This is a genomic window from Campylobacter concisus, assembly GCF_002913225.1.
GTDB lineage: Bacteria > Campylobacterota > Campylobacteria > Campylobacterales > Campylobacteraceae > Campylobacter_A > Campylobacter_A concisus_J.
The window spans coordinates 101,690-125,527 of record NZ_PPAW01000040.1; the positions used below are offsets into that span (position 1 = coordinate 101,690).

22 protein-coding genes, 2 tRNA genes and 1 pseudogene are annotated in these 23,838 nt (G+C 39.9%); 10 read left to right on the forward strand and 15 right to left on the reverse strand.

What is annotated here, in order from left to right; genetic code table 11:
• Window positions 1-86 precede the first annotated feature (86 nt).
• The 3 genes and pseudogenes from CYP26_RS07020 to CYP26_RS07030 form a co-directional block, all read left to right on the forward strand.
• Window positions 87-2,192, forward strand: coding sequence for an FtsK/SpoIIIE family DNA translocase (locus tag CYP26_RS07020; RefSeq protein WP_181000884.1), 2,106 nt, complete (start codon window positions 87-89; stop codon window positions 2,190-2,192).
• Between the two features lie 165 nt (window positions 2,193-2,357).
• Complete coding sequence (locus tag CYP26_RS07025) at window positions 2,358-3,428, forward strand: GGDEF domain-containing protein (protein WP_258031451.1); 1,071 nt, start codon at window positions 2,358-2,360, stop codon at window positions 3,426-3,428.
• Window positions 3,429-3,760: 332 nt separating this feature from the next.
• Window positions 3,761-4,330: pseudogene (locus CYP26_RS07030) on the forward strand (tyrosine-type recombinase/integrase); the annotation flags it as partial.
• A gap of 18 nt (window positions 4,331-4,348) precedes the next feature.
• Here the strand turns inward: CYP26_RS07030 and CYP26_RS07035 are convergent.
• From CYP26_RS07035 to rpmB, 5 genes are all read right to left on the reverse strand, one after another.
• Window positions 4,349-4,423: transfer RNA gene (locus tag CYP26_RS07035), tRNA-Met, on the reverse strand.
• 27 nt (window positions 4,424-4,450) lie between these two features.
• Window positions 4,451-4,525, reverse strand: a tRNA-Gln gene (locus CYP26_RS07040).
• Window positions 4,526-4,659: 134 nt separating this feature from the next.
• Complete coding sequence (locus CYP26_RS07045; protein WP_002942218.1) at window positions 4,660-4,866, reverse strand: DUF465 domain-containing protein; 207 nt, start codon at window positions 4,864-4,866, stop codon at window positions 4,660-4,662.
• 115 nt (window positions 4,867-4,981) lie between these two features.
• Window positions 4,982-6,112 carry a potassium channel family protein gene (locus CYP26_RS07050; RefSeq protein WP_103630887.1) on the reverse strand — a complete coding sequence of 377 codons (1,131 nt, stop codon included), beginning with the start codon at window positions 6,110-6,112 and terminating at the stop codon, window positions 4,982-4,984.
• Window positions 6,113-6,134: 22 nt separating this feature from the next.
• Window positions 6,135-6,326, reverse strand: coding sequence for a 50S ribosomal protein L28 (gene rpmB / locus CYP26_RS07055; protein WP_002942221.1), 192 nt, complete (start codon window positions 6,324-6,326; stop codon window positions 6,135-6,137).
• A gap of 151 nt (window positions 6,327-6,477) precedes the next feature.
• Between rpmB and CYP26_RS07060 the strand changes: the two genes are divergently transcribed.
• The 5 genes from CYP26_RS07060 to CYP26_RS07080 all read left to right on the forward strand — a co-directional run bounded on the left by CYP26_RS07060 (window position 6,478) and on the right by CYP26_RS07080 (window position 10,824).
• The gene (locus CYP26_RS07060) at window positions 6,478-7,224 is read left to right on the forward strand and encodes a hypothetical protein (RefSeq protein WP_103630888.1); all 747 of its coding nucleotides are present in this window, start codon (window positions 6,478-6,480) and stop codon (window positions 7,222-7,224) included.
• A complete protein-coding gene (locus tag CYP26_RS07065; RefSeq protein WP_103630889.1) occupies window positions 7,221-8,594 on the forward strand; it encodes a prephenate dehydrogenase in 1,374 nt (457 codons plus the stop codon). Before CYP26_RS07060 ends, CYP26_RS07065 begins: the two co-directional genes overlap by 4 nt.
• A 9-nt stretch (window positions 8,595-8,603) precedes the next feature.
• Window positions 8,604-9,251 (forward strand): ribulose-phosphate 3-epimerase, encoded by a 648-nt coding sequence (gene rpe, locus CYP26_RS07070; RefSeq protein WP_103630890.1) that lies wholly within the window; start codon window positions 8,604-8,606, stop codon window positions 9,249-9,251.
• Window positions 9,248-10,051: a 3'-5' exonuclease gene (locus tag CYP26_RS07075; RefSeq protein ID WP_103630891.1), complete on the forward strand. Its 804-nt coding sequence runs from the start codon at window positions 9,248-9,250 to the stop codon at window positions 10,049-10,051. The genes rpe and CYP26_RS07075 overlap by 4 nt, the downstream gene beginning before the upstream one ends.
• A gap of 374 nt (window positions 10,052-10,425) precedes the next feature.
• Window positions 10,426-10,824, forward strand: a complete 399-nt coding sequence (locus tag CYP26_RS07080; protein WP_258031447.1) for a hypothetical protein — start codon at window positions 10,426-10,428, stop codon at window positions 10,822-10,824.
• Window positions 10,825-10,883: 59 nt separating this feature from the next.
• Here the strand turns inward: CYP26_RS07080 and CYP26_RS07085 are convergent, their stop codons facing one another.
• From CYP26_RS07085 to CYP26_RS07115, 7 genes are all read right to left on the reverse strand, one after another.
• On the reverse strand, window positions 10,884-12,002 hold the full coding sequence (locus tag CYP26_RS07085) for a M20/M25/M40 family metallo-hydrolase (protein ID WP_103630892.1): 1,119 nt from the start codon (window positions 12,000-12,002) through the stop codon (window positions 10,884-10,886).
• A gap of 9 nt (window positions 12,003-12,011) precedes the next feature.
• Entirely contained in the window at window positions 12,012-12,467 is a 456-nt protein-coding gene (locus tag CYP26_RS07090; protein ID WP_002942766.1) for a YjiG family protein, read from the reverse strand.
• Window positions 12,468-12,470: 3 nt separating this feature from the next.
• Window positions 12,471-13,103, reverse strand: a complete 633-nt coding sequence (locus tag CYP26_RS07095) for a nucleoside recognition domain-containing protein (protein WP_012001704.1) — start codon at window positions 13,101-13,103, stop codon at window positions 12,471-12,473.
• A gap of 257 nt (window positions 13,104-13,360) precedes the next feature.
• Window positions 13,361-15,478 (reverse strand): RNA degradosome polyphosphate kinase, encoded by a 2,118-nt coding sequence (locus CYP26_RS07100; RefSeq protein WP_258031452.1) that lies wholly within the window; start codon window positions 15,476-15,478, stop codon window positions 13,361-13,363.
• 163 nt (window positions 15,479-15,641) lie between these two features.
• Window positions 15,642-16,226 (reverse strand): NUDIX domain-containing protein, encoded by a 585-nt coding sequence (locus tag CYP26_RS07105; protein WP_103630894.1) that lies wholly within the window; start codon window positions 16,224-16,226, stop codon window positions 15,642-15,644.
• Entirely contained in the window at window positions 16,211-17,578 is a 1,368-nt protein-coding gene (gene mgtE / locus CYP26_RS07110; protein ID WP_103581714.1) for a magnesium transporter, read from the reverse strand. The genes CYP26_RS07105 and mgtE overlap by 16 nt, the downstream gene beginning before the upstream one ends.
• 9 nt (window positions 17,579-17,587) lie before the next feature.
• Window positions 17,588-18,757 (reverse strand): peptidoglycan DD-metalloendopeptidase family protein, encoded by a 1,170-nt coding sequence (locus CYP26_RS07115; RefSeq protein WP_103630895.1) that lies wholly within the window; start codon window positions 18,755-18,757, stop codon window positions 17,588-17,590.
• A 114-nt stretch (window positions 18,758-18,871) separates the two neighbouring features.
• On the opposite strand from CYP26_RS07115, the gene CYP26_RS07120 reads away from it, so the two are divergent.
• Together CYP26_RS07120 and CYP26_RS07125 are read left to right on the forward strand one after the other, a co-directional pair.
• Window positions 18,872-19,594 carry a plasminogen-binding N-terminal domain-containing protein gene (locus CYP26_RS07120; protein WP_103573826.1) on the forward strand — a complete coding sequence of 241 codons (723 nt, stop codon included), beginning with the start codon at window positions 18,872-18,874 and terminating at the stop codon, window positions 19,592-19,594.
• 3 nt (window positions 19,595-19,597) lie between these two features.
• Entirely contained in the window at window positions 19,598-20,419 is an 822-nt protein-coding gene (locus CYP26_RS07125; protein ID WP_002942744.1) for a YihY family inner membrane protein, read from the forward strand.
• Between the two features lie 75 nt (window positions 20,420-20,494).
• Here CYP26_RS07125 and CYP26_RS07130 read toward each other — a convergent pair whose 3' ends face one another.
• The 3 genes from CYP26_RS07130 to CYP26_RS07140 all read right to left on the reverse strand — a co-directional run bounded on the left by CYP26_RS07130 (window position 20,495) and on the right by CYP26_RS07140 (window position 23,825).
• Window positions 20,495-21,520: a hypothetical protein gene (locus tag CYP26_RS07130; protein WP_103630896.1), complete on the reverse strand. Its 1,026-nt coding sequence runs from the start codon at window positions 21,518-21,520 to the stop codon at window positions 20,495-20,497.
• Window positions 21,507-22,223, reverse strand: a complete 717-nt coding sequence (locus tag CYP26_RS07135) for a metallophosphoesterase (RefSeq protein WP_103630897.1) — start codon at window positions 22,221-22,223, stop codon at window positions 21,507-21,509. The genes CYP26_RS07130 and CYP26_RS07135 overlap by 14 nt, the downstream gene beginning before the upstream one ends.
• Before the next feature lie 126 nt (window positions 22,224-22,349).
• Window positions 22,350-23,825 carry an aldehyde dehydrogenase family protein gene (locus CYP26_RS07140; protein ID WP_103630898.1) on the reverse strand — a complete coding sequence of 492 codons (1,476 nt, stop codon included), beginning with the start codon at window positions 23,823-23,825 and terminating at the stop codon, window positions 22,350-22,352.
• Between the last annotated feature and the right edge of the window lie 13 nt (window positions 23,826-23,838).

Consider the following 23,838-nt stretch of genomic DNA (forward strand, 5'->3'; position numbering starts at 1 on the left):
TATAATAAGCCTTTTTAACAAAAGGATCTAAAATTTTAAGACATATATTATTTACTATTTTTGTTTGTTTTTTTGTATATTTTGGCATCGCTACGGCCGCTCCGACTGCTGACTTTGTAGGCTCACTTGGACAAAGTCTTGGTGTTTTTAATATCAAGTATTTTGGCCTTATAGCCTATGTTTATCCATTTTTACTTATCGTTTTAGGCTATTTTGTATATAAAAATTTTAAGAAATTTGACTTTGATTTTGCCCAGTTTGTAGTTGGGATTTTTCTATTTTTTATCGCATTTTTGATGTTTCAAGCGCTAACCACTTCTGGGGCAAATAGTGGCGTGATAGGCGGCTTTATAGTCTCAGCGCTAAAAGAAGTCATCGGTGCTATCGGCACTGCGGTTGCTATACTTATGATATTTATCATCTCACTTGGACTTGCTTTTAGAGAAAATTTTATCATCGTTTTAAGAAAGGCTTTTGTAGATAAAGAGCCAAATGGCTATGAAGAAAAAAGCAGAAGCGTAAAAGAGGTAAGGGCAAGGCAGATACCAAAGATAGAGCGCAAAAAGCCAAAAGCCGAAGAGATAAAAGAAGAAGAGCTTATAGACGCGCAGGTGCTAAATGATGATGAGCCAAATTTAGAGAGCGAGCCAGAATTTGAACCGGAGCCAGAGATGGAGCCAGTACAAGAGAGCAGACCTGCAACTATAAGCGGGGTTGAAATTTTAAATGAAGTGGCTGAAAATAAAAAACTTCTTGATCAGATAGAACGCGGCAAGGTCGAAAAGCCAAAAGACTTTGTCTTGCCACCGCTTAAATTTCTAAACGACCCTCCAAAGCGCTCGCACAATATAAATGAGGCGGAGATCGACCAGCAAATTTCAAATTTACTCGACAAACTGCGTAAATTTAAGATAGATGGCGACGTGGTGCGAACCTACACTGGCCCTATCGTTACGACATTTGAATTTCGTCCAGCTCCGCACATAAAGGTGAGTAAAATTCTTACTTTACAAGATGACCTAGCCATGGCGCTAAAGGCGCAAACGATCCGTATCCAAGCGCCGATCCCTGGTAAAGATGTCGTTGGCATCGAAGTGCCAAATCAAAATTTAGAGACGATCTATCTAAAAGAAATTTTAGAAAGCGAAGTCTTTAAAAATGCGAGCAGTCCGCTAACCATGGCCCTTGGCAAGGATATCGTGGGCGCTCCTTTTGTGACTGACCTTAAAAAGCTCCCTCACTTGCTAATCGCTGGAACAACGGGATCAGGCAAAAGTGTGGGCATAAATGCGATGCTTTTAAGTTTGCTTTATAGAAATAGCCCACAAACTTTGCGCCTAATGATGATAGATCCAAAGATGCTTGAATTTAGCATATATAACGACATTCCACACCTTTTGACACCGGTTATCACTGAGGCGAAAAAGGCGATCACAGCGCTTGCAAATATGGTCGCTGAGATGGAGCGAAGATATAAGATAATGAGCCAAACTCGCACAAAAAATATAGAGAGCTACAACGAAAAGATGAAGAGTGAAGGTGGCGAGCAGTTTCCATACATCGTCGTGATCATTGATGAGCTAGCCGATCTTATGATGACTAGCGGCAAGGACGTGGAGCTTTATATAGGCCGTCTAGCGCAGATGGCAAGGGCTAGTGGCATACACTTGATAGTGGCGACCCAGCGTCCAAGTGTCGACGTCGTGACTGGCCTTATAAAGGCAAATTTGCCAAGCAGGATAAGCTACAGAGTAGGGCAGAGGATCGATAGTAAGGTCATCCTTGATCAAATGGGGGCTGAGAGCTTGCTAGGACGCGGTGACATGTTATTTACACCTCCTGGAAGCCCTGGAGTGATCAGGCTGCATGCGCCATTTGCTAGTGAAAAAGAGATCGAGACGATCGTAAATTTCTTAAAAGAACAACAAGATGTGATCTATGATGAGAAATTCTTAGCAGAAGAGGGCTCTAGCGCAGGCTCGGCTGCTGGCGCATTAGGCGAAGATGAGCTTGATGAGCTATATGAAGAGGCAAAAGAGATCATCTTAAGCGAGCAAAAAACATCTATCAGTTACCTACAAAGACGCTTAAAAATAGGCTACAACAAAGCTGCAAATATAATCGAGCAGATGGAGAAAATGGGCGTTTTAAGCCCAGTCAATGCAAAAGGGCAGAGGGATATTTTAGTTTAAATATAATTTTATATTTAAAAAAATAAACTAATCTTATTTCTAGTAAAAATTTTATTTATATATAAGTTATATTAAAATAAAATAAAGCGCAAATAAGGCTATGCAGGGAGTAGTAAAATGGCGCAACAAGTCGTATTTGCCTGGGGAAGGTAATTTGAAACAAATATTAAACAAGTTGATTCGGAACATAGATATTTGGTTGAAATAATCAACTCTTTAGGAAACAAACTTGCTATACAAAATACCGTTTTAAGTGATATGATACCTTTGTTTGAAGAACTGGTTGATTATACAAAATATCATTTTTCAAACGAAGAAGAGTTGATGCTGGAGGCAGGCGTTGATGTAAGACACGCCAAAGAACATCTCAAAGCTCACAGAATTTTTATCAAAGAAGTTACATCAAAATATAAAAATTTAAATTCAAATAATATAAAGGTTGAGGCAAAAGAACTACTTGACTTTTTGGTGCAATGGCTGACCTTTCATATACTTGGCATAGATAAAAATTTATCCGCTCAAATACGACTTATAAAATCAGGCTATACTCCAGAACAGGCATATGAAGAAGTTAGTGGAGTAAATCACGAGCAGCTTGATACTTTAGTTAAATCATTTAATGGTGTTTTTGGTGTTTTGATGAAATATAATGAAGAACTTTTGATGCTTAAAAATTCACTTGAAGAAAAAGTTAAACAGCGCACAGAAGAGTTGCTTGAGAGCAATAAAAAATTAGAAATTTTAGCTATGACCGACCAATTAACAGCACTTGCAAATCGTCGTAGAATGAGTTATGAGCTTGAAGCCTGTTTGCAAAAATACACTGAAAGCAAAGTTCCATTTACTATCATAATGTTCGATCTTGATAATTTCAAAACAATTAATGATACTTTTGGGCACGATGCTGGCGATGTTGTGCTTGTGGAATTTTCAAATGTCCTTAAATTTAATCTACGCACTGATGATATAATATGCCGTATAGGTGGAGATGAATTTTTAGTAATATGCCCTAGTACTGATGCTGATGGTGCATTAAAAATAGCTACAAAAATTCATAAAAAAATAAATAAAATACGTATCGAATTTAAAAATGCTTGCTGGATCGGATCTGCAAGTATCGGAGTTGTTACAGTAAATGATAAGATCGCAGCAAAGGATAAAATTTTAAAAGCTGCTGATAAATCGGTTTATGATGCTAAAAATGCTGGAAAAAATAAAGTTGTTTGTTTTGAATGATTTTTTATATTTTAAGCTTTAAATTTACATTAAAAATATAACTTCTTGCGTGTTTTAAAATTTTTATTCATTTTTTATTCGCAGAACAATATGCCCTTTTTACCGTATAGACTTAGAATGCTATTCAAAGGTTAAGTCTAAGCCAAACTTCAAAGGACTTCAAGTTAGGCAAGTAGTAACCAAAAGACCTGCTTTAAGAGATGATGAACTTCTAAGCACTAAAGAATTTTTATATAACAGAGCTAAAAAATCTAAAGCACTATCAAGTGTAGAGATATATGAGCTCTTTATAGTCTTATCTAATCTTGGGCTAAGACCCTGAATACTTTGCATTAGAGCTTGGAGATATAAACTTCGAGCACGATACACTCTCTATTTCAAAGGCGGTTAAGACACATAAGACTAAGAAACCTATCATAGGAGCTCCTAAGAATGGACAAAGCAGGACACTACCTTGTGGGCAGAATGTTATGGAAGTCTTTAGAGCCATTAAGCAACGCTTAGAAATAGCTAAGAGTGTAAGTAGGGCGGAAGCTTTAAAACTCTTTACTGAAACAAAAACTAACGGAGTGCTTAGAATGACCTACTATTGGGTAGCCAATGGTGCTTACGATGATTGTAGAGACCTACCACTAGATAAGTGCCCTATAACCCATCTAAATATTGATAGTAGCAGTAGAATGTGGGGGTTAGTAAAAGAGTTTTTAGGATATAAGGGAGATGACAGTGCTCACGGTCTTTACGTATTACGCCATACAGTGGCTTCTAGGTTAGTGAGTTTAAAAGGATTTAATGCACATAAATTAATGAGATTTATGGGTCATAAGGACATCAAAAGCAGCTTGCATTATGTCCATCTAAATGTTGATGATATACGTGACGGTATGGGAGTTGGCGTTTAGTTTTTAGTGTAAGATATTTGGTTGCGGAGGACGGATTTGAACCGCCGACCTTCGGGTTATGAGCCCGACGAGCTACCACTGCTCTACTCCGCGATAAGAGTTATTTGGGATTTTTAAAAGTGGATGGGGTAAGAGGATTCGAACCTCTGAATGACTGGACCAAAACCAGTTGCCTTACCGCTTGGCGATACCCCAATGTTTTTAAGAATTGTAATTATATAGACTTTAATGTCATTTGTCAAGGTTTTTTGCAAAAAAATTATTTTTATTGAAAATAAAATTTTCCAAACCAAAATTCAAAAGCAAAAAATGGTTTGGAAATGGTTTGTTTATTTTTGCTCTTTGTATTTTAAAATTTGGGCGTAAATTTCGTCTTTTAGTTTTAATTTTTCTTTTTTCAAGGCATCAAGCTCAGAGGCTTGTGCAGCTTTGCTGTCTATTTTTTCATTTAGCTCGTCATGCTTTTTGCAAAGTGCGGCAAAATGAACATCTACTTTTTTCAACTCATTTATGAGATCAGTGTATTCGTGTAACATACGTAGCTCCTGTAAAAAATTTATAAATTCTAACAAGGCTTTGTAAATGTTTGGCTATCTAAATTTAGATCTATAAAAGCAGTGGTTAAGTCAAATTTATCACAAAATGAAAAAACTAAACGTATTTTAGTTCTTCTGGCTTGTGTTTGCTCTTTACTAGGCGTTTGGTTAGGCGTATGCCATCAACTGTGCCGATGACTAAAAGCTTTGTGCCTGTGCCAATTAGAGTGTCGCCATTTGGCATCGGGATAAATTTGTTATTTGTGTCTCTAATGCCTACCACGTCAGCATTTGTGATATTTCTTAGATGCGTCTCTTTTAGCCTTTTAAACCTTATCCAAGAGTAATCAGGCACAAGAATTTCTTCTATGTCGATAGGCGAGCTTTTTGTGTATAGAAATTGCTCGAGTAAATTTTCCATATCAGGTCTTACGCTCATGGCGCTTAGACGCTGTGCGACTAGGCGAGATGGGCTTACTACGCTATCAGCACCAAGTTTTTTTAGTCTTTGCGTATCATCTTCGCTATCTGAGTTTGTGATGATGTGGTAAGGTTTTTTGCGGCCTATCTCTTTTTCATAAAGTCTAACAGATGCGATAAGCGCGATATTATCAGCGATATTTGGACTAAGAGTGATTAGACCTTTTGCGCTTGAAAGATGCGTTTTTAAAAAGGCGATTTGAGTGTGAGGCTGAGCTTTTATGAAGTATGGATACTTGTAAATTTGAGCTAATTCTGCGATATCTTCTCTGTCGTCGACCACTACAAATGGTATGTGATTTTCACGAAACTGAGCGCTAAGCTCGATCGTGTAGAGGTTGTGATAACAAATAACGAAGTGATTTTTTAGTCTTGCGATCTTGTAAAGCATGCGCCTTTCCTTTAAAATGTTAATTAACGTGCCTCTTTTTAGAACTTCTACAACTATACCGATTGATAGCGTAAAAATAATGAAGCCAACAAGGATAAATGTTATAGTAAAAATTCGCCCCTTTGGAGTAATGGGTGCAACTTCGGTAAAACCGACCGTCGTGAAGGTCATGCCTGCTTGGTAAAAGGCATCTATGAGAGAGAAGTTATCTATAAAGATATAACCAAGTGTTCCAAAAAGTAACAGTAGTACGACTGAAATTAGTGGAAATCTAAAAGGTTTTAGTTGTTCGTAAAGCTCAGTATCTAGGCTTATTTCTGGTTTTGCGGAGTTTGACCAGTTGAGGAATTTTAAAAGTCTTGAGAGAAAAGACATAAATTCCTCTTCATTTTATCTCTTAGTTTGACTGCTTTTTCATAGTTCTTAGAGTAGAAGCAGCAACTTTTATCCTTCTTGTTGTGCCATCTTCTAGAGTAACACGGATAGTTCTAAGATTTGGTAAAAATCTTCTTTTAGTTTTATTGTTGGCGTGGCTCACGTTGTTGCCTACCATTGGTCCTTTGCCAGTTATCGCACATCTTTTTGACATTTTTTTTCCTTATAAACAAAAATTTCTGCTGATTTTATCTAAACAAAACCAAAGTATTGCTTAAAATGAAGATTTATATTTATAAGTTTTGTTGATTTTTTATTTAATTAAGGCTAAAATAGCCCCAAAATAAAAAATCGGTAAAACAAAAATGCTAACTAAAAATCAAATAGATGAAATTTCAAATTTTATCTATACAATGCCCGATGTTTTTTATGAGTGCCAAAAGCACTTAGATGAGGGCGACATCACTGCTGCTATGGAGCTTTTTAGGGGTGACGAAGTTTTTAAAGCATATTTTACTACAGTTATAAAATTAGGAGATTTTGCTCCTAAAAGTTGGTCAAGAGATACCTATTCAATGGCATATATGGTTGGCATAGACAACCTAAAAATGATAATTTGCTCTTATTTTGTTTTTATCAAATCTCCAAAAAGATATAAAAATTTTGGTGTAAATTTATACTCGATGATGGAGTTTAATGCCAAATTTCTATCTGACTGGAGCAAACTTCTAAACTACCTTGGACTAAAAAATCAAAAAAATTTATTTCTAGCTGCCTACGCGCTCATTCTTCTTATATTTTGCGAGCTGATCTTTTTAAAGTATCCGCACTCGCTTAAACATATCGTTGGTTTTTCTGATATGAGCTTTGATAGGATATTGCAGCGAAGGTTTGATATTTCGCTATTTGGAGTGCTTTTAAAGCTTGCAGGATGGGAGAGCGATAGGCTCACTAGAGAAGAGGTTTTGGTTTTAAAATACTTTAAAATTTTGCTCTCTTATGAGGCTAGCATTGCTAAATTTTTTGACTTTGGCATCGATAGGATCACCGATGTTAGTGTCCATGCTTCGGTTGATATGGTTATAAATTTAAAAAAGGCTCTTAGAAAATGAAAGTAACTTTTGAGGGCTCTTTGGCCATTGTTAGGCCATTTGGATTTTTGGAGGTTAATATCACCCCTTCAAGTATCAAAAAGGCCGATGTGGAGCAAATTTGTGCAAGGCAGATAAGTGCTATTTTGCTTTCATTAAAAAATGTCACCTTTTTTAGCCCGCTTTGGCTAAATAGCACGTGCGAGCATCTCTCAGGCATAGCTAAGCAGATAGGTGCTGAGTTTGCAGTTTGTGACTATGACGATACCTTTTACGAACTTGTGGCAAAGACTTCAAAAAATATTTTGAGATTTTCACTCTTTGAAAATGAAAGAGTTGCGACGCTATTTTTAAACGATACGCTAGTAGATAGTGGCGAAGCCATCGTGATTTATAACAAAAATGAGCAGTATAAAGACTACATCAACTCGCTTTTGGAGCAAAAGTGTTACAAGTGTAAATTTGTAAAAAGCGTGGAAGAATTTAATGCCGCCAAGCAAGCTTACAAATACACCATCAGCACCCTAAATCACATCGTTTTAGGCAAAAAAGAGTTTAGCGCCTTTGTAAGAGGCGACGTCGTCATTTACAAGACAGTAGGGCTCATGGATAGCTCTTTTGTGCAGAATTTTGACTATAAATTTCACGAAAGATTACAAAAGATAGGCTTTAAATTCTTTGTTTTTTGGTCTGATTCGGTCGGTGCCTTAAATACCATAGGTGCTAGTTTTTTGATAAAGCTATCTGAGCTGAGCCAAAAAAGTGGCGGTATATTGGCGATTTGCGGCTTAAATGAGGGCAACATCTCAGAGACACTTGCCTCAAATTTAAAAGCAGCAAAGATACTTTTATATAAAAAGATGGATGATTTTTTCAAAGATGACTCGACGCTCTATTTTAAAAAGCGCCTTATCGACATTGAGCCTACAAAGATGAATAAAAGCTTAGTTGAGTTTTTGCCACTTGTGATCTCAAGTGTCACAGACGTGCTCTCGCCTTTGATAGAGAGTGAAATTTTATGCCTTGATGCAAAGATTAGTAACTTTAACGTAGAGGGTGAAAATGACTATCTGCGGGCTTGCGTGCTCTTTTATGGCGATATACAGATGAGAATTTTGCTAGGTGTTAAAAAGGACAAGCTTAGCAAAATTTGCTCTATTTTTTCAGATAATGGCGATCTGGAGTGCGGCTGTTTAAGCGGATTTTCTCAAATTTTTAGTATCATTGCAAGCAAAATTTTAGACATTTTCATCGAGAGAAATTTAAAGGTAAAGCTTAGCAACTTTAAATTTTACGAAAATGAGATGTTTTTTGACAGAGCAAGCAGTGGAATTTTTGCCACATTAAATGCAAAAGAGAGCCAAACTGGCGTGATTTTTATAAGCAAATAAGGATTTAAAATGTACGTTGCACCTAGTATTTTGTCGGCTGATTTCGGAAATTTGGCAGCTGAGATAAGAGCCATTTGCGAGGCTGGGTGCGATCTGGTGCATATTGATGTTATGGATGGACATTTTGTACCAAATTTAACCATCGGACCAGTCGTGGTAAGTGCCGTTGCAAAGGCTGCTACAAAGCCACTTGACATACATCTAATGGTTGAAAATAACTCATTTTTTGCTGATCTTTTTTTGCCGCTAAAGCCAAAATTTCTAACCTTTCATATCGAAGAAGAGAAGCATCCGATGAGACTAATAGATCACATCAGAAAAAACGGCGTTGGCCCTGGTATCGTGCTAAATCCGCACACGCCAGTTAGCGCGCTTGAGCACATCATAGATGAAGTCGATATGGTGCTATTAATGAGCGTAAATCCTGGCTTTGGTGGTCAGAAATTTATGCCAGTCGTACTTGAGAAAACAAGGGCGCTAAGGGAGCTAATAGAGCGCAAAAACGCCAAGTGCCTCATTGAAGTAGATGGCGGCGTAAATGGGCTAAATGCGCCTGATCTTGAAGAGGCTGGAGCTGATATCTTGGTGGCTGGCAGCTATATCTTCTCATCAAATTCATACGAACAAGCCATTCGCGCCATAAAGCTTGAGTTTTGAAACAAAAAAAACAGCGTTTAGAAAATAGCATTGAAATTTTAGCTAGGCAAAATTTAGGCTATCACGAGTTTATCTTGAAATTTAGCGATATCGAGGAAATTTCATCGCTCATTGACGTGCGCGACCTTGATATGTGGCGAACTCTCGGGCTTGACATCACTAGAAATGAAAGCAACGAGATCGAGCTTGGCACAAGATTTAGAGATATTAGCGAGCAGGAATTCTGCGTCGTGGATATCGAAACGACTGGTGGTACGACAAATGGCCAGATCATAGAAATAGGCGCTATAAAAATGAAAAATGGCACCGAAATAGGGCGCTTTGAAAGCTTTGTGGCAGCTAGTGTGGTGCCTGAAAATATCACAGAGCTAACTGGCATAAGAGCAAGCGATCTAGTCGGTGCGCCAAATTTGCTAAACGTGCTGGAGCGGTTTAAAATTTTTCTTGGAACTAGCGTTTTTATCGCTCACAACGTAAATTTTGACTACGGATTTATCTCTCATAGTCTAAATGAGATCGGCCTTGGCATACTGCTAAACAGAAAGCTTTGCACCATTGATCTTAGCCGCCGCACCATCGCCTCGCAAAAATACGGCCTTGGCTCGCTAAAGGAGCTTCTTGGCATAAACAACACTCACCACAGAGCCCTAAATGACGCGATAGCAGCAGCTGAAATCTTTAAAGTCTGCCTTACGCGCCTGCCTTTTAGCATACAAACGACAGAGGATCTCATAAGCTTTAGCAAAAATGCCCCAAGTGTAAAGCTAAAACCAGAGCCAGTTTTAAAAGCTTTGGAGTAGGGCTCGTATAAATTTAAGCCACTTGGCTGGGAATTTAGAAATTTGATTTAGCTATGACATATTTAAACGAGATCGCCTATCTTTTCGCGGTTTGCGATCATTGTGTTTTCAATAATGTCATGATCTATCCGCACGCACGCCGATCTTTATAAAAGCCCTAAAACAACGTTGCCGTTGTGATAAATTTCTCGTGAATGCCGGTTTTTGTATGCGTAAAATAGCCAAGCCGTCGCTACTGATGACGCAGTTTGTAGGCGGGTTGCTTTTGTAGCTAAATTTAGAGTTTGTGCCAATGTGAAAATTTATTTTAGTTAAAGCTGCTGGTTAAATTTGGGGTTAAATTTACCACTGCGGTTTTAAGCGATGATGAACTTTTGGCTAAATTTCAAAGCGTTGTGCCAAATGCTAAGGAGCTTAGGCGGTTTAAAAAGCAGAGTAAAACGCCTATTTGTGTGATTAAATTTGGAAAAAATCGCCCTGTAAAAGAGCTATTTTCTAAGATTTTAGAATTTAAGGAATTTTTCAAGCTTCTAGTTGTTGTGGATATGCAAAACTACCTAGAAAACCCATATATGCTGCTTTGGCGCGTGAGAAATAATATCGATGCTGAAAATTTCTGCATGGATGCGACGAGCAAGAGTGAGCTGGAGGGTTACACGCGTGGCTGGCCTATACAAACTGACTGTAAGCGCGAAGTGGTGGCTGAGCTTGTTAAGCGTGGCGTAGTAAAAGATAAACCAGAGCTGTTTAATAAATTTGAGATATTTGGGTAGGTTTTGGCTGCTGTAATGTTATAAATTTAAAAATTAGGCAAGCATATAGCTTGCCTAAACTACGAAAGTTTTTTGATAGCCTCAACTATGAGGTTGCACTTTTTGACGACCGAGTTTATCTCTAGATATTCATTTTTTGTGTGCATGTTGCCACCAGTTGGACCAAGTCCGTCTATCGTAGAACATCCTGCCGATGCGCTGATATTGCCATCGCTTAGCCCGCCAGCATCGACCCAAGTGACCTTTGTGCCAGTGGCCTTCGCAGCCTCGTCAAAGACTTTTTTGATATTTGGTAAATTTACCTCGTCTATCATCGGCCCTTCTTCGTTTATAAGTATGCGCTCACAGCTCACTTCTGGCACTATCGAATGAGATAAAATTTCATCCATCTTCTTATGTAAAAGCTCCACCGAGCTAGCGTGGCGATATCTCATCTCAAATGTCACGCTGGCAAAGTCTGGCACGACGTTTTGGGCGTCGCCACCTTTTGTCATTATGCTATTAAATGTATGGCCTGCTTTAAAATCAGTGAGTTTTGAGAGCTCAACGATGAAATTTGCAGCCTCCACGACAGCTGAGCGTCCGCGCTCTGGGTGGTTGCCAGCGTGCGCGCTAACGCCACGGAAATTTAGCACATAAGAGATCACGCCTTTTCTAGTAGCCACCATAGAACCATCTTCTCTTGCAGGCTCGACGACTAGGGCGTAGCGAGACTTCTTGGCTAGCTCTCTTATGGCGTCTTTGGCAAAATTTGAGCCAGTCTCTTCGTGTGAGTTTAAAAAGAGGCCGATCTTTAGTTTGCTTAAATCAAGCTCTTTGATGACGTAGAGCGAGAGCAGGCTACCGCCTTTATCGTCGATTACGCCAAGTGCGTTTATGCGCTCATCTATCTTGCTAAATGGCACATCAGCCTTTGTGCCGACAGGAAAAACGGTATCCATGTGTCCGATGAATAAAAAGTCGTAGTTTGTAGCATCAAGGTCGTTTGAGATAAAAAGGCAAGGAGCGACCTTGTCGGTGCCAAGCTCTATACTCCTACTTTTTAGACCTAAAATTTCGGCTCTTTTTTTAAACCAAGCTGCAACTTCATTTACGCCATCTATGCTCAAAGTTGGGCTTTCGATGTCGGTTAGCTCCTTTAGATCAGCCAAATATTCATTTATTTCACTATCTTTCATCTTTTATCCTTATACGAGTAAGCTCATCACAAACATCGCTAAATAGGCATTTAGGATGCAAATTCCAAAAAGTACGAGATAGTGTCTGCCTGGTACTTCAAGCACGCCTAGAACTCGTCCCATGTACTGCACAGTCGAGCCAACTAGCGCCATGCCAGGGAGCAAGACAGCGATATCGTTTGCGTTTAGCGTACCATCTCCCACAAGTGCGACTAGCACGCCTGCTGAGCCGCCCCAGCTCAAAAATGCAGCCATGAAAACGGCTATGGACTCACCTGGAAGACCAAGTGGGAGCATGATAAATCCTAGAAATTTGCCTATCACGCTAAGCGCGCCAGAGACTTTTAGGATGTGGATGATGACAAATGCCATAAGTACGTTTGGGATGGTGTTTTTTACGGCGATGTCCCAGCCTTTTCTAGCGCCCTCTACAAATACGTCGGTTATTAGTTTATTTTCAGTCATCTCTTACTCCTCATCATCTTTGACAAATTTTTTGACATAAAGTCTCATCAAATTTGCTCCAATAATTTTAAAGACAAAGACTATGCCAAGCACCATGGCTATGGTAGCAGGGGCTGTGTGCCCAGCTTTATCAGTCACTAGTAAAACAGGCGCAAATGAAGATAAGAAATTTGTAATCATCGCACCTGCGCTAAACTGAAATGCTGCAAAGATGAGTAGCTCTTTGTGCGAGATGAGGCCATCTTGGCGCAAAAATTTAGCCGTTGAGCTACCTGCGTCAGTGCTTTGCGTGCTTGCTATCAAAGAGATAGAGCAACATCCTGGTATGCCAATAAGTGGCTTTAAAACAGGCGTTAGCAGTCTTGAAGCTGCGTAAAGTGCATGGTATTTCTCAAAAATAGCGACAAAGCCAAGTGCGAGCATAACGGCAGGAGCAAGGCTAAGGGCAAATAAAAAGCCGCCTTTTGCGCTAGTGCCACTTCCTGTTTTAAACCATTCTGGAAATTGACCTGCTAGCTTGCTAAAGTCAAAGATGCCACCATAGGTGTTTTGTAAAAAACCTCCAAAGAAAACGATCGCAATTGCAAGTGTGATCGTACCGATGACGAGTTTTTTAGTATCACTGCTCTCTTTCATAAAGCCTCCTTTGATTTGGAATTTGTTTAAATATTATAACGCCTATGCTTATGTAATATTTAAAATATAAAATTTGATAATTAATTATGAAATTTTATGAGTAATTTATATATAAAAATTATTATGCGATAAAAGTTAGCATTATAGAGGCTTACAATGTAAATTTAAAGTATATAAAAATTTAGAAATTTGGATTTAAGATTTAGGATTTAGGGTAAAAATGGCTTTTAAACTTAAATTTAAAAGCCATTTATCTTTTAGCTCTCTTTTAAAAGCTTGCTTGCAAGCATATCTGCTTTGGCTTTGTCAGTGTCTTTCTTGACGGATTTGTAAATTTTAGAGATGTAGTTTTCTAAAACTTCGTGGCAAGAGATCACTTTTTCACCATCGCGTCTAGCTACTTTTGCGTATTCGCCGCTGCTTTGTAGCTCAAATGCTAAGTCATTATCGCTTAGCTGAAGCTCTAAAATTTCAAGCAGCCTCTCTTGAAGTCTTGGCTCAAAAATAGGCGTCATAAGCTCCAAGCGGCGCTCTAAATTTCGTGGCATCCAGTCAGCGCTTGAGATGTAAATTTTTGGATCGGCGTGTTTAAAATATAAAATTCTAGCGTGCTCTAAGTATTTGCCGATGATCGAGCGAACTCTGATGTTTTCGCTTTTGCCTTTTACGCCAGGCCTTAGCCCGCACACACCGCGAACGATGAGATCGATCTTCACGCCTGCATTCGAGGCGCGGCTAAGCTCATTTATCACGTCTTCATCTATTAGCGCATTCATCTTAGCAATGATCCTGCCCTCGCTGCCTTTACTTGCCTCCACTCTTATCTTTTCGATGATGCGCTCTTTTATCTGAAAGGGCGACATGCTAAGGGCGTTTAGACGGCGGTTTTTGTTATATCCTGAAAGGATGTGAAAAAATGAGGTCGTATCTTGGCTAAATTCCTCTTTGCTCGTAAATAGACTAACGTCGGTGTAAATTTTTGCTGAGCTGCCATTGTAGTTGCCAGTGCCAAAGTGCATGTAAAATTTAAGTTTATCGCCGATTTGGCGGATCACTTGGCTAACTTTTGCATGGACTTTAAAGCCTGTGATGCCATATATCACGTGCGCGCCAGCATCTTCAAGTGCCTTTGCCCAGTGCAAGTTATTTTCTTCATCAAACCTAGCTTTTAGCTCGACCATCACAGTTACTTGTTTGCCGTCGCTTGCAGCGTCTATTAGGCTTTGAATGATCGGCGAGTTTTTATCGACCCTGTAAAGCGTCATGCGTATAGAGATCACCTTTGGATCTTTGCTCGCTTCTCTTATAAAGCTAACGACTGGATCAAAGCTCTCAAATGGATGAACTAGCAGCACGTCCTCTTTGTCTATGGCATCAAAGATCGAGACGCCGTTGCCAAATGGAGGTAGCGTCTTTGGGGCGTAGGGTGGGTTTGCTAGGTGGCTGAAATTCTTGCTCCCAGCTATCTCCCAAAGAGAGCTAAGAGTGAGAGGGATGCTTGAAAAGTAGATATCTTTGTGAAAAATTTTCATGTGAAAATTTAAAAACTCTAAGATATCAGCGTCAGCGTCTTTATCTATCTGCATACGCACAAAAGCCCCTTTTCTGCGAAGCTTTAGCCCTTGTTCTAGTATCATCATAAAGTCATCTGCCTCTTCTTCTTCGATGACGATATCAGCGTTTCTTGTCACTCTAAAGGCAGCTGAGCTAAGTAGCCTATACCCTGGGAAAATTTCTTCTGCGTGGCGGTGAACGATAGTCTCTATTGGCACGAAGACGTTACTGCTTGGCTGGGTAAATCTTGGCAAAACTCTTGAAATTCTTATCATGCCGTATTTTAAAATTTCAGGATGCTCGATGTCAGCAAGCTTAACGGCAAGCGAGAAGCTAAGATTGTTTAGGTGCGGAAATGGATGGGTCGCATCAACAGCGATAGGCACGATAACTGGCAGGATGTTTGAGAAAAAGTATTCGTCACATTTTTGCTTTAAGCTATCATCAAGCTCGTCGTAGTTTTTGATAAAAAGACCCTCTTTGCTAAGCGCATCTACGGTGCTTTTGTAGTGGCTTTCAACTAAAATTTGCTCATCTTGGAGATATTTTCTGATCTCACGCAGTTGATCAAGCGGGCTCATGCCGTCGCTACTACTTGTCGTCACGCCAGCTGCAAAAAGCTGCTTTAGTCCAGCAACTCTTATCATATAAAATTCATCAAGATTTGTCATATAAATGGCTATAAATTTTAGCTTTTCAAGTAAAGGTATATCCTTTTCACACTGAGCGAGCACCCTTGAGTTAAAGCGTAGCCAGCTTAATTCGCGGTTGATAAAAAGAGTTTCGTTTTCGCTCATCATTTTCTCCTTATGATTTTTGATTATTTTATGATATGTGCGGTTATAAAGTTCTTATTTTGTTAAAAATTTAGTTACAATAGTGTAAATTTTAAACGTAAAGGTTTTTTATGTCGGATTACATTATATTGGTTGGCATTTTTGTTGTGGCGGTTGTTGTCTTTGCGCTTATCAAAAAGGTCTCTTTTTAGCCTTTAAATTTCTCCCACCACAAGTAGGCAAAGATGAGCCCAAAGCCCTTGACCTTGCTCTCGTCAAAGGCAAATTTCATCATATCTTCTCGTTTTATAAAAACTAGCTCGATATCTTCGCCGTCAATGCCGCCGCCTGCATTTACCTTCATCTTTTCATCGATCTTTGCATAAAACATCGTTTGAGTGTTACCGCCAAAGCCAAAAGCGCCATACGTCATCGTGATGCGCTCCATCTCTTTTAGCTCATATCCGACCTCTTCGACTGCCTCTTCTCTAGCGGTTTGCTCTTCGCTTAGCCCCTTATCCATAAGCCCTGCACAAAGCTCGTAGGTAAAGCCTTGCTCGCTTGTTTTGATACCTTCTTTTTCTTGCGAGTACCAAACGGCTGGGCGAAACTGCTTGACAAATAAAAATGCATCTTTTTGCTCGTGATATAAAAATATACTAACGCTATTCATCACCTTGACGCAGTCCCAGTCCCTTTGCAGGCCATTTTGTTTAAATTTCATCTTAAATGGCTTTAGGTATTTTGACTCACCAAGAGGTAAAATTTCTAAATTTGTTATAGTAGTATCCATTTTGCAAGTCCTAAAAAGCTAAAAAATCCTATCGCATCAGTGAATGTAGTAAGAATAACCGCCGAGCCAACGGCAGGATCGATGTTAAAGCGCCTTAGCGTCAAAGGTATGATCGTGCCAAAAAAACCAGCAAAGAATAAATTTGTAACCATACTAAGGCCAATAACCACGCCAAGCATGCCTTTGTCAAACCAAACAGCGGCGATGACGCCCATGATAGCGCCAAAGATAAGGCCATTTACAAGTGAGATCGTCACCTCGCGCTTTAAAACGCTCTTTGCATCTTTAAACTCTATCTCGCCAAGTGCCAAACGACGAACCGTAACAGCAAGTGCTTGCGTGCCAGTGTTTCCACCCATTGAAGCAACTATTGGCATAAGCACGGCAAGTGCGACGTAAGCTGCGATCGTCTCGTCAAAAAGTCCGATGATAGATGAGCTAAAAAGGGCTGTTAGTAAATTTATGCCAAGCCAAACCGCACGGCCACGACCCGCTTTAAATAGCGTATCGTCCTCTTCTGACTCGTCATCAACGCCAGCTAGGTTATAAATTTGCTCTGTTGCGCTCTCTTGAATGTAGTCGTGGATATCATCATATGTGATACGACCAAGCAGTATTCCAGTGCTACTTGTAACTGCGATAACGTTTAGATCGTATTCTTGAAACATATCAGCGACATCTTGCATGAGATCCATATCATTTGCCATGTGAGGCTTGTAGTGGTCGATCTGGGTTGATTCGATATTTTGTTTTAGCGTTTTTGTGAAGTCAAAGAGGATGAGATCTTCAAGCGGGATGGCGTATTGCAAGACACTATTTTTATCGATGATGAAAAGCTGTGAGACATTTTCTAGTTTTCCTTCTTGCTTCTCTTGTCTTAGTCTTGCAACTGCGCTGCCAAGCTTCTCTTCAAGATGAGCTGAAAATAGCTCTGTTTGCATGTGCGCACCAGCTCTATCCTCATCGTAGCTTCTAAGTCTTAAAATTTCGTTTTGATTTTCTTTATCTAGCTCGTTAAAAAGCTCTCTAGCCTTGTCCTCATCGATATCTTCGATGTATTGGAGTAGGTCGGTAGCATCGTCACTCTCTAGCTCTTCGAGCGCTTCTACGATCTTTTCAGCCGGGAGCGTATCGATCACGTCTTTTAGCATGTGATCAGGTAACTCTATCGCCACGTCACCCAAAATTTCAGGATCTAGCTTTTCAAGATACTTGGCAAAAAGCTCCTCGTCATGCTTTTTAAGTGTTTTTAGGTGTTGGGCAAGCTCGTAAGGAGATAGCTCACCGTCTTCTAAATTTTCATCTAAGTGCTGATCTATCAGCTCTTTTGCTTCTTCTAGTTCTTGGCTCAAGTTTTACCTTTAAAAATCTATTACGTTAGGGAAAAATTCCACCTTGTGATACTCTTTTTCATTGCTTAGAGCTTGTCTTATCAGCTCATCATTTCTATTTATGACTGCTTTAAATTTAGCCGACTCTTTTTTGTCTTCTATATTTTTTACGACCTTGATGGCGCTTTCTGGATTGATCGGTTTGCCACCTAGATAGAGGCCAAAGTGTAGGTGAGGGCCAGTGCTCATACCACTTGTGCCAACGTATGCTATTAGCGTGCCTTGTTTTACTTTAAGACCGCTTCTTATACCCTTTGCAAAGCCGTTTAGGTGCGCGTAAAGTGTCTCGTAGCCGCCAGCGTGAGAGATGATAATAGTTCTGCCATAGCCGCTCTTTTGTCCGACAAATTTGACTGTGCCATCGCCTGCAGCCTTGATCGGTGTGCCTTTTGGAGCACCATAATCAACCCCAAGGTGCGCTCTATATCTTTGAAGGATCGGATGCCATCTTTTTAGGGTGAAATTTGATGTGATCCTAGCGTTTGCAAGAGGGCGAACAAGCAAAAATTTGTCATTTTTCTTGCCGTTTTTATCATAAAATTTATCTTCAAATTTATACATCACGTAGCGTTTGTTTTTAGTCTCTATCATTGCTGCGTAAATTTCAGGTGTGCCAAAAGAGCGCCCCATGCGTAGTTTTTGGTTATAGACAATAGCGATCGTATCGCCTTTGTTTATCTTTTTAAAATCGATCCCGCTGCCGCTAAAAACCTCTTTAAAGCCAAGTGCTAGCGTGCCAGAGCCGGTGTAGTCAAAGATATCTTCAGAGACTGATTTATCGACTTTTAGGGCTAAAACTTTATCTTCGCTTTGGTATAAGATCGGGATAAACTCAAGCTGAAATTTACCCTTGTCATCTCTATAAATATGTATCTGAAGCTCGTCACTAACGGGGATGAGAGCTTGTTTAACCTCGCCGTTATCATCTTTGTAAATTTGATATTTTGTGCCAGCGATGATCTCTTCTGTTAGCTCTTGATCTTCGCTTGCTAGGTTGTAGTAAAGTGAAAGTGGGATTTTATTTGTTTCAAGGAAATTTAAAAAGCTGCTGCCATTTGGCCAACTAAGCTCATCAACAGTTGGTTTTATGGCATATAAATTTATACATAATATTGCAAAAATCACAAATATACGAGGCATCGATATCCTTTTAAAAAGCTGGAGGGGATTTTAACTAAAACTTGCTTTAATTTTGCAAAAGATAAAGCATTTTAGGCTATAATCGCTCTAAAAATTTAAACTTAGGAGATATTTTTGAAACGTATAATCGTGATTTTATCGCTGTTTTTTGGCTTTGTTTTTGGGGCTGATTTTTCTTTAAACGAGTATAGAACTCCTCTTATTAGCGTCGAGAGTGACGGCACAGCAACGATAGTTGATAGTCCTGAAATTTTGATCGGATCAAGCGGCGTCGTGCTTCATAAATTTGACACTGATAGCTCTATCATCGCAAGAGTGAGCGTTGTCTCTAAAAATGCCGGCTTTGCGAAGGTTAGATTTGAGGTGTTTGACCTGCTCGAGCAAAAAGCGCTTCCACTCCCTGGTATCGCACCTGCAAGCGGCGACATAGTCGTGCTAAACTACCTTTATAACCGCTCGCTAATCGTCGTGCCAAATAAAGAAATTTATGAAGAGGTTTTGGGCGCATTTCCTAATATGATATTTATCCACCCAGACCTTGTTGGAGCATACTTGAGCTACGAATACAAGCCAAATCCAAGCAGAGACGACTTTAGAAAGATGTGCGCTCAAAGTGCAGCTGGTCTTATCTTTGTCGCGATGGATGGCAGAAGCGTTTTTGCTGATTGTCAAAGCTTTAAGGTGCTAAAAGAGTTTAAAACTGGCGAAGTTGAGTATTATCAACTACCATTTTATACAAGAGTTAGCGACATAGACACTGTGTTTTGGAAGCTAAATAGCGAGCACATCAACAACTACGATGCTCACTACGAAAAACTTTTTGAAGAAGATAACTGATAAATGAGCCGTTTGTCCTTAAGTAAGAGCGATTTAAAGAGTGGTTTAAATTTGCTAGCTGCTCTTAAGGACAAAGAGCTCTTTCACTACGCAGCAAGCCTTAGTTTTCACACGATCTTATCGATCATACCGATACTTCTTATATCGTTTTCTATCTTTACAAAACTGCCTAGCTTTGAGGATTATTACGCCAAAATTCAAGACTTTGTCTTCTCAGCTCTTTTGCCAAGCAATCAAGAGATTATCTCAAACTACTTGCAAAATTTCCTCCAAAATAGCGGAAATTTAGGCATAGTTGGCTTTGTGGCGATGATATTTACTTCGGCTATGTTTTTTAGCGACTATGAATACGTAGTCTTAAAAGTGACAAGAGCTAGCAAGGCTAGGGGATTTTGGTCGGCACTTAGCTCGTACTGGACGCTCATCACGCTTGCGCCACTCGGACTTGCTGGCAGTTTTTACCTCTCAAGCCTTGTGCAAGAGATGCTAAACTCGACTAAATTTACAAGCTGGATAAATTTCTTAAGCATCGTGCCATATCTCATCATTTGGGTGATATTTTGCGTCACATATCTCATCTCAGTAAATGACGAGATAAAATTTAAAAGCGCGTTTTTTAGCTCGTTTGCTGCCTCGCTTGTTTGGTATCTTGGCAAGTCAGCCTTTGTCTATTACGTCCTTTACAACAAGACCTATTTAAGCGTCTATGGTTCGTTTTCAGCCGTGCTTTTTTTCTTTGTCTGGATCTACATCTCGTGGATCATCTTTTTATATGGGCTTAAATTTTGCGCCTATCTCTCAAACAGCTCTAAATTTAAAGGATAAATTTATTGCCAGCTGGCTATTTGTAAATTTACCAGCTAGCAGGATATGCAATATTTTACGTTAAATTTTATGTATTTAGCGTTTAAATTCGCAAATTTCTATCTTTATATCAAGCTCTTTGCTAAATTTACTCACAGCCTTTTCAAGCTTGTCTTTGTCAAAGCATATAAGATCAACATAAGAGTGCTTAGTGCCAGTCGCTGCGCCCATGCTTTCGCAAAAAGTACTACCTTCAAGCTCATCTTCTATCTTGTTTTTGCTATCAACACCAAACTGCACATCGCCACCGTGATACAATACTAAAAAGCAGAAATTTATACCAAGCTCGTAGGCTTCATTATAGATATCGCTTTTGCCGTCATAGTACTCATTTAGTAGCGAGGTTAGGCTCGTATAGCCCATAAATACATCATCTCTTAGCGCATCTGAGCGAGGTTCTAGCTCGTAAAAGCTAAACTGCTTTAGCGGTTCGCTTGATGCCTCTTTGCCAAATTTATCATCTATAAGGTCAGCAAAGTCGGTAAGTGCGACGCCTTTTTCTCTTGCTTCATCCACGATCTCAAACTCTCCAAGCGTGTTTATCATCGCCGTCTCGCCAACAACGTTGTCGCAAAGTATAAAAGCTAGCGTGTAGGCCTTGTTTTCATCTTCGCTTTTTAGCTTGCTTAAAGTCTCGTTGTATAGGCACATATCCACGCTTTTTTCTTCAAAATTTGCATAGACCATGACCTCGTTTGCATCAACACTCACGCCATACATCTGTATAGTGGCTACTTCGCGTGGTGCGCGTTGTTTGCCAAGCGTGCAAGTAAGCTTTGCCTCATACTCTTTTGGCATGCGTGATTTGATAAATTTAAGCCAAAAAAGCCTATATTTCATCCCTTCTGGTGTTAGCACTAGATCGATCTTGTCATTAACAAGGCCTATCATAAAGGTTGGATCGACTAAACATAAATTTAGCGCCTCTTCAGTAATTTTGCTTGCTGTTTCGTAATTTTTATCCTCTAAATTTTGCTTGATCTTGTCTAAATTTTTACCAAGTTCGCTCCAAAATTTATCAACCCTGCTAGCAAAGCTAGTGCCCTTTTTAGAAAACCACATCTTTATCCTTTTTGTTAAAATTTTCAACATTTTTTTGAGTGTAAATTTTCATCGATGGAAACTCTAACGCACTTAGTTTATCATAACCAACTTCGTTAAAAACGCAGCCTGTATCGATATCTGCGCTATTTTTATAAAATTTTACCTCTCTTACTGGCGTGTGGCCATAGACGTTAAAGATGCCACTAACTTGCATCTCGTCGCCTCTGCCTGAGAGCAGGTGCCTTTTAAACTCTTCGCTAGCATATTTGTCATTTCTTAGCTCCCACATATTGCCAACGGCTGAGTGAGAGACGACTAGATGCTCGCCATTTTGGGTTTTATAATCTTTAAATTCCAGATAAACTGGCCTGCTTTCTAAAAAATCCACATGCCTTTGCTTAAACTCTACGCTTTGTCCAAGATATGATCTATATGTCTCTTCTCCGCCGTTTCCAAAGAACCAGCTCCTGTCAAATGGCACTTTGTTGTTTAAAAATTCAAATTTATTGTTTAGTAGCCTTCGCTCGTGATTTCCCATTACCATTTTATAGTCATTTTGCATGATAAGTTCGACCACGTCGCAGCTAAAAAGCCCCCGATCTATCACGTCGCCAACAAAGCAAATTTGAGATCTTTCTTTGTTTGGAAACTGCTTGATAAGCTCTAAAAGCGTGTTAAAACAGCCGTGAACGTCGCCGATAATGTTAATTTGCTCGCTCAAATTTTCTCCTTTGCGCCAAATTTTAGTCTATTAAACTTAAAAATAGAGATTGTTAATTGCTGATAAAGTTAGAAAGAAATTTTATTTATGAAATTTAAAGCAGTAGGGAGCCTAAGCCCCCTAAAATCATTGTGCGTAAAAGCCACTGACCTTGCCGGTGAGATCGATCATGATGTTTTTCATCTGAGTGTAGTGCCCAAGGATGATCTTGTGCGTCTCACGGCCAATACCTGAGTTTTTATATCCGCCAAATGGGCTGCCTGCTGGGATTTGGTTATAGGTGTTGATCCAGACCCTGCCAGTCTCCATCGACCTTGCAACGCGAAGTGCTTTTGTGATGTCTTGTGTGAAAATTCCGCCACCTAGGCCGTATTCGCTGTCGTTTACCATTTTGATAAGCTCGGCTTCATCTTTAAATTTGATGACAACGCCAACTGGTCCAAAAATTTCTTCTTGAGCTACTCTCATATCATTTGTCACATCGACTAGCAGTGTTGGCTCGACAAATGCGCCCTTGTCGCAACCATTTGCAGTGTAGGCTTTGCCACCGACTGCTACTTTTGCGCCTTCTTTTTTGCCGATCTCGACGTAGTTTAAGATTTGCTCAGCTTGTTTTTTATTGATCTGAGAGCCCATTTGAGTACTAGGATCGAGCGGATCGCCAACTTTTATGGTGCTAAATTTCTTAACAGCAGCCTCTATAAATTTCTCATAAAAGCTCTCTTCTACGAAAATTCTAGATCCCGCGCAGCAAACTTGACCTTGGTTAAATAAAATTCCAAGCTGAAGACCATCAAGCGCCTTGTCTAAATTTGCATCGCTAAAGAAGATGTTTGCGCTCTTGCCGCCAAGCTCAAGTGTGGCTGGGATGATACGGCGAGCTGCAGCTATGGCGATATCACGGCCGATCTCGGTTGAGCCAGTAAATGCTAGCTTGTCAAGGCCTGGGTGGTTTTTGATCCACTCGCCGCTCTTGCTGCCTTTGCCCGTTACTATATTTATCAAACCTTTTGGCAAAATTTTATCTATCAGCCTAAATAGCTCAAGCACGCTTAGGCTTGTCTCGCTTGATGGTTTAAAGACGCTCGCATCGCCTGCTGCGATAACCGGAGCTAGCTTCCAAGCTGCCATTAAAAATGGAAAATTCCAAGGTACGATCTGGCCCACTACGCCTATTGGCTCGCGCAAAACGATAGATAGTTGCTTCTCATCAAGCACGTTTGCGCTGCCTTCTTCGCCCATGATGACGCCAGCAAAGTACCTAAAGTGCTCAGCTGCAAAAGGGATATCGACATTTAGCGTCTCGCGGATCGGCTTGCCGTTGTCCATACTTTCAACTTTTGCGAGGTGCTCTTTGTGCTCATCGATGATGTCAGCGATCTTGTTTAGCAGCTTTGCGCGCTCGCTAATTGTGGTGTGTTTAAATTTATTAAAAGCCTCACGTGCAGCACGAACTGCGTCATTTACATCTTCTTCGGTAGCATCAGCGATCTTTGCAAGGTGCTCGCCGTTTGCTGGATTTTTGGCATCAAGTGTAGCGCCGTCTTTTGCGTCACGCCACTCACCATTTATGAAAAGCCCGTATTTTTCAAGTAGTTTCATACTTTTCTCCTTG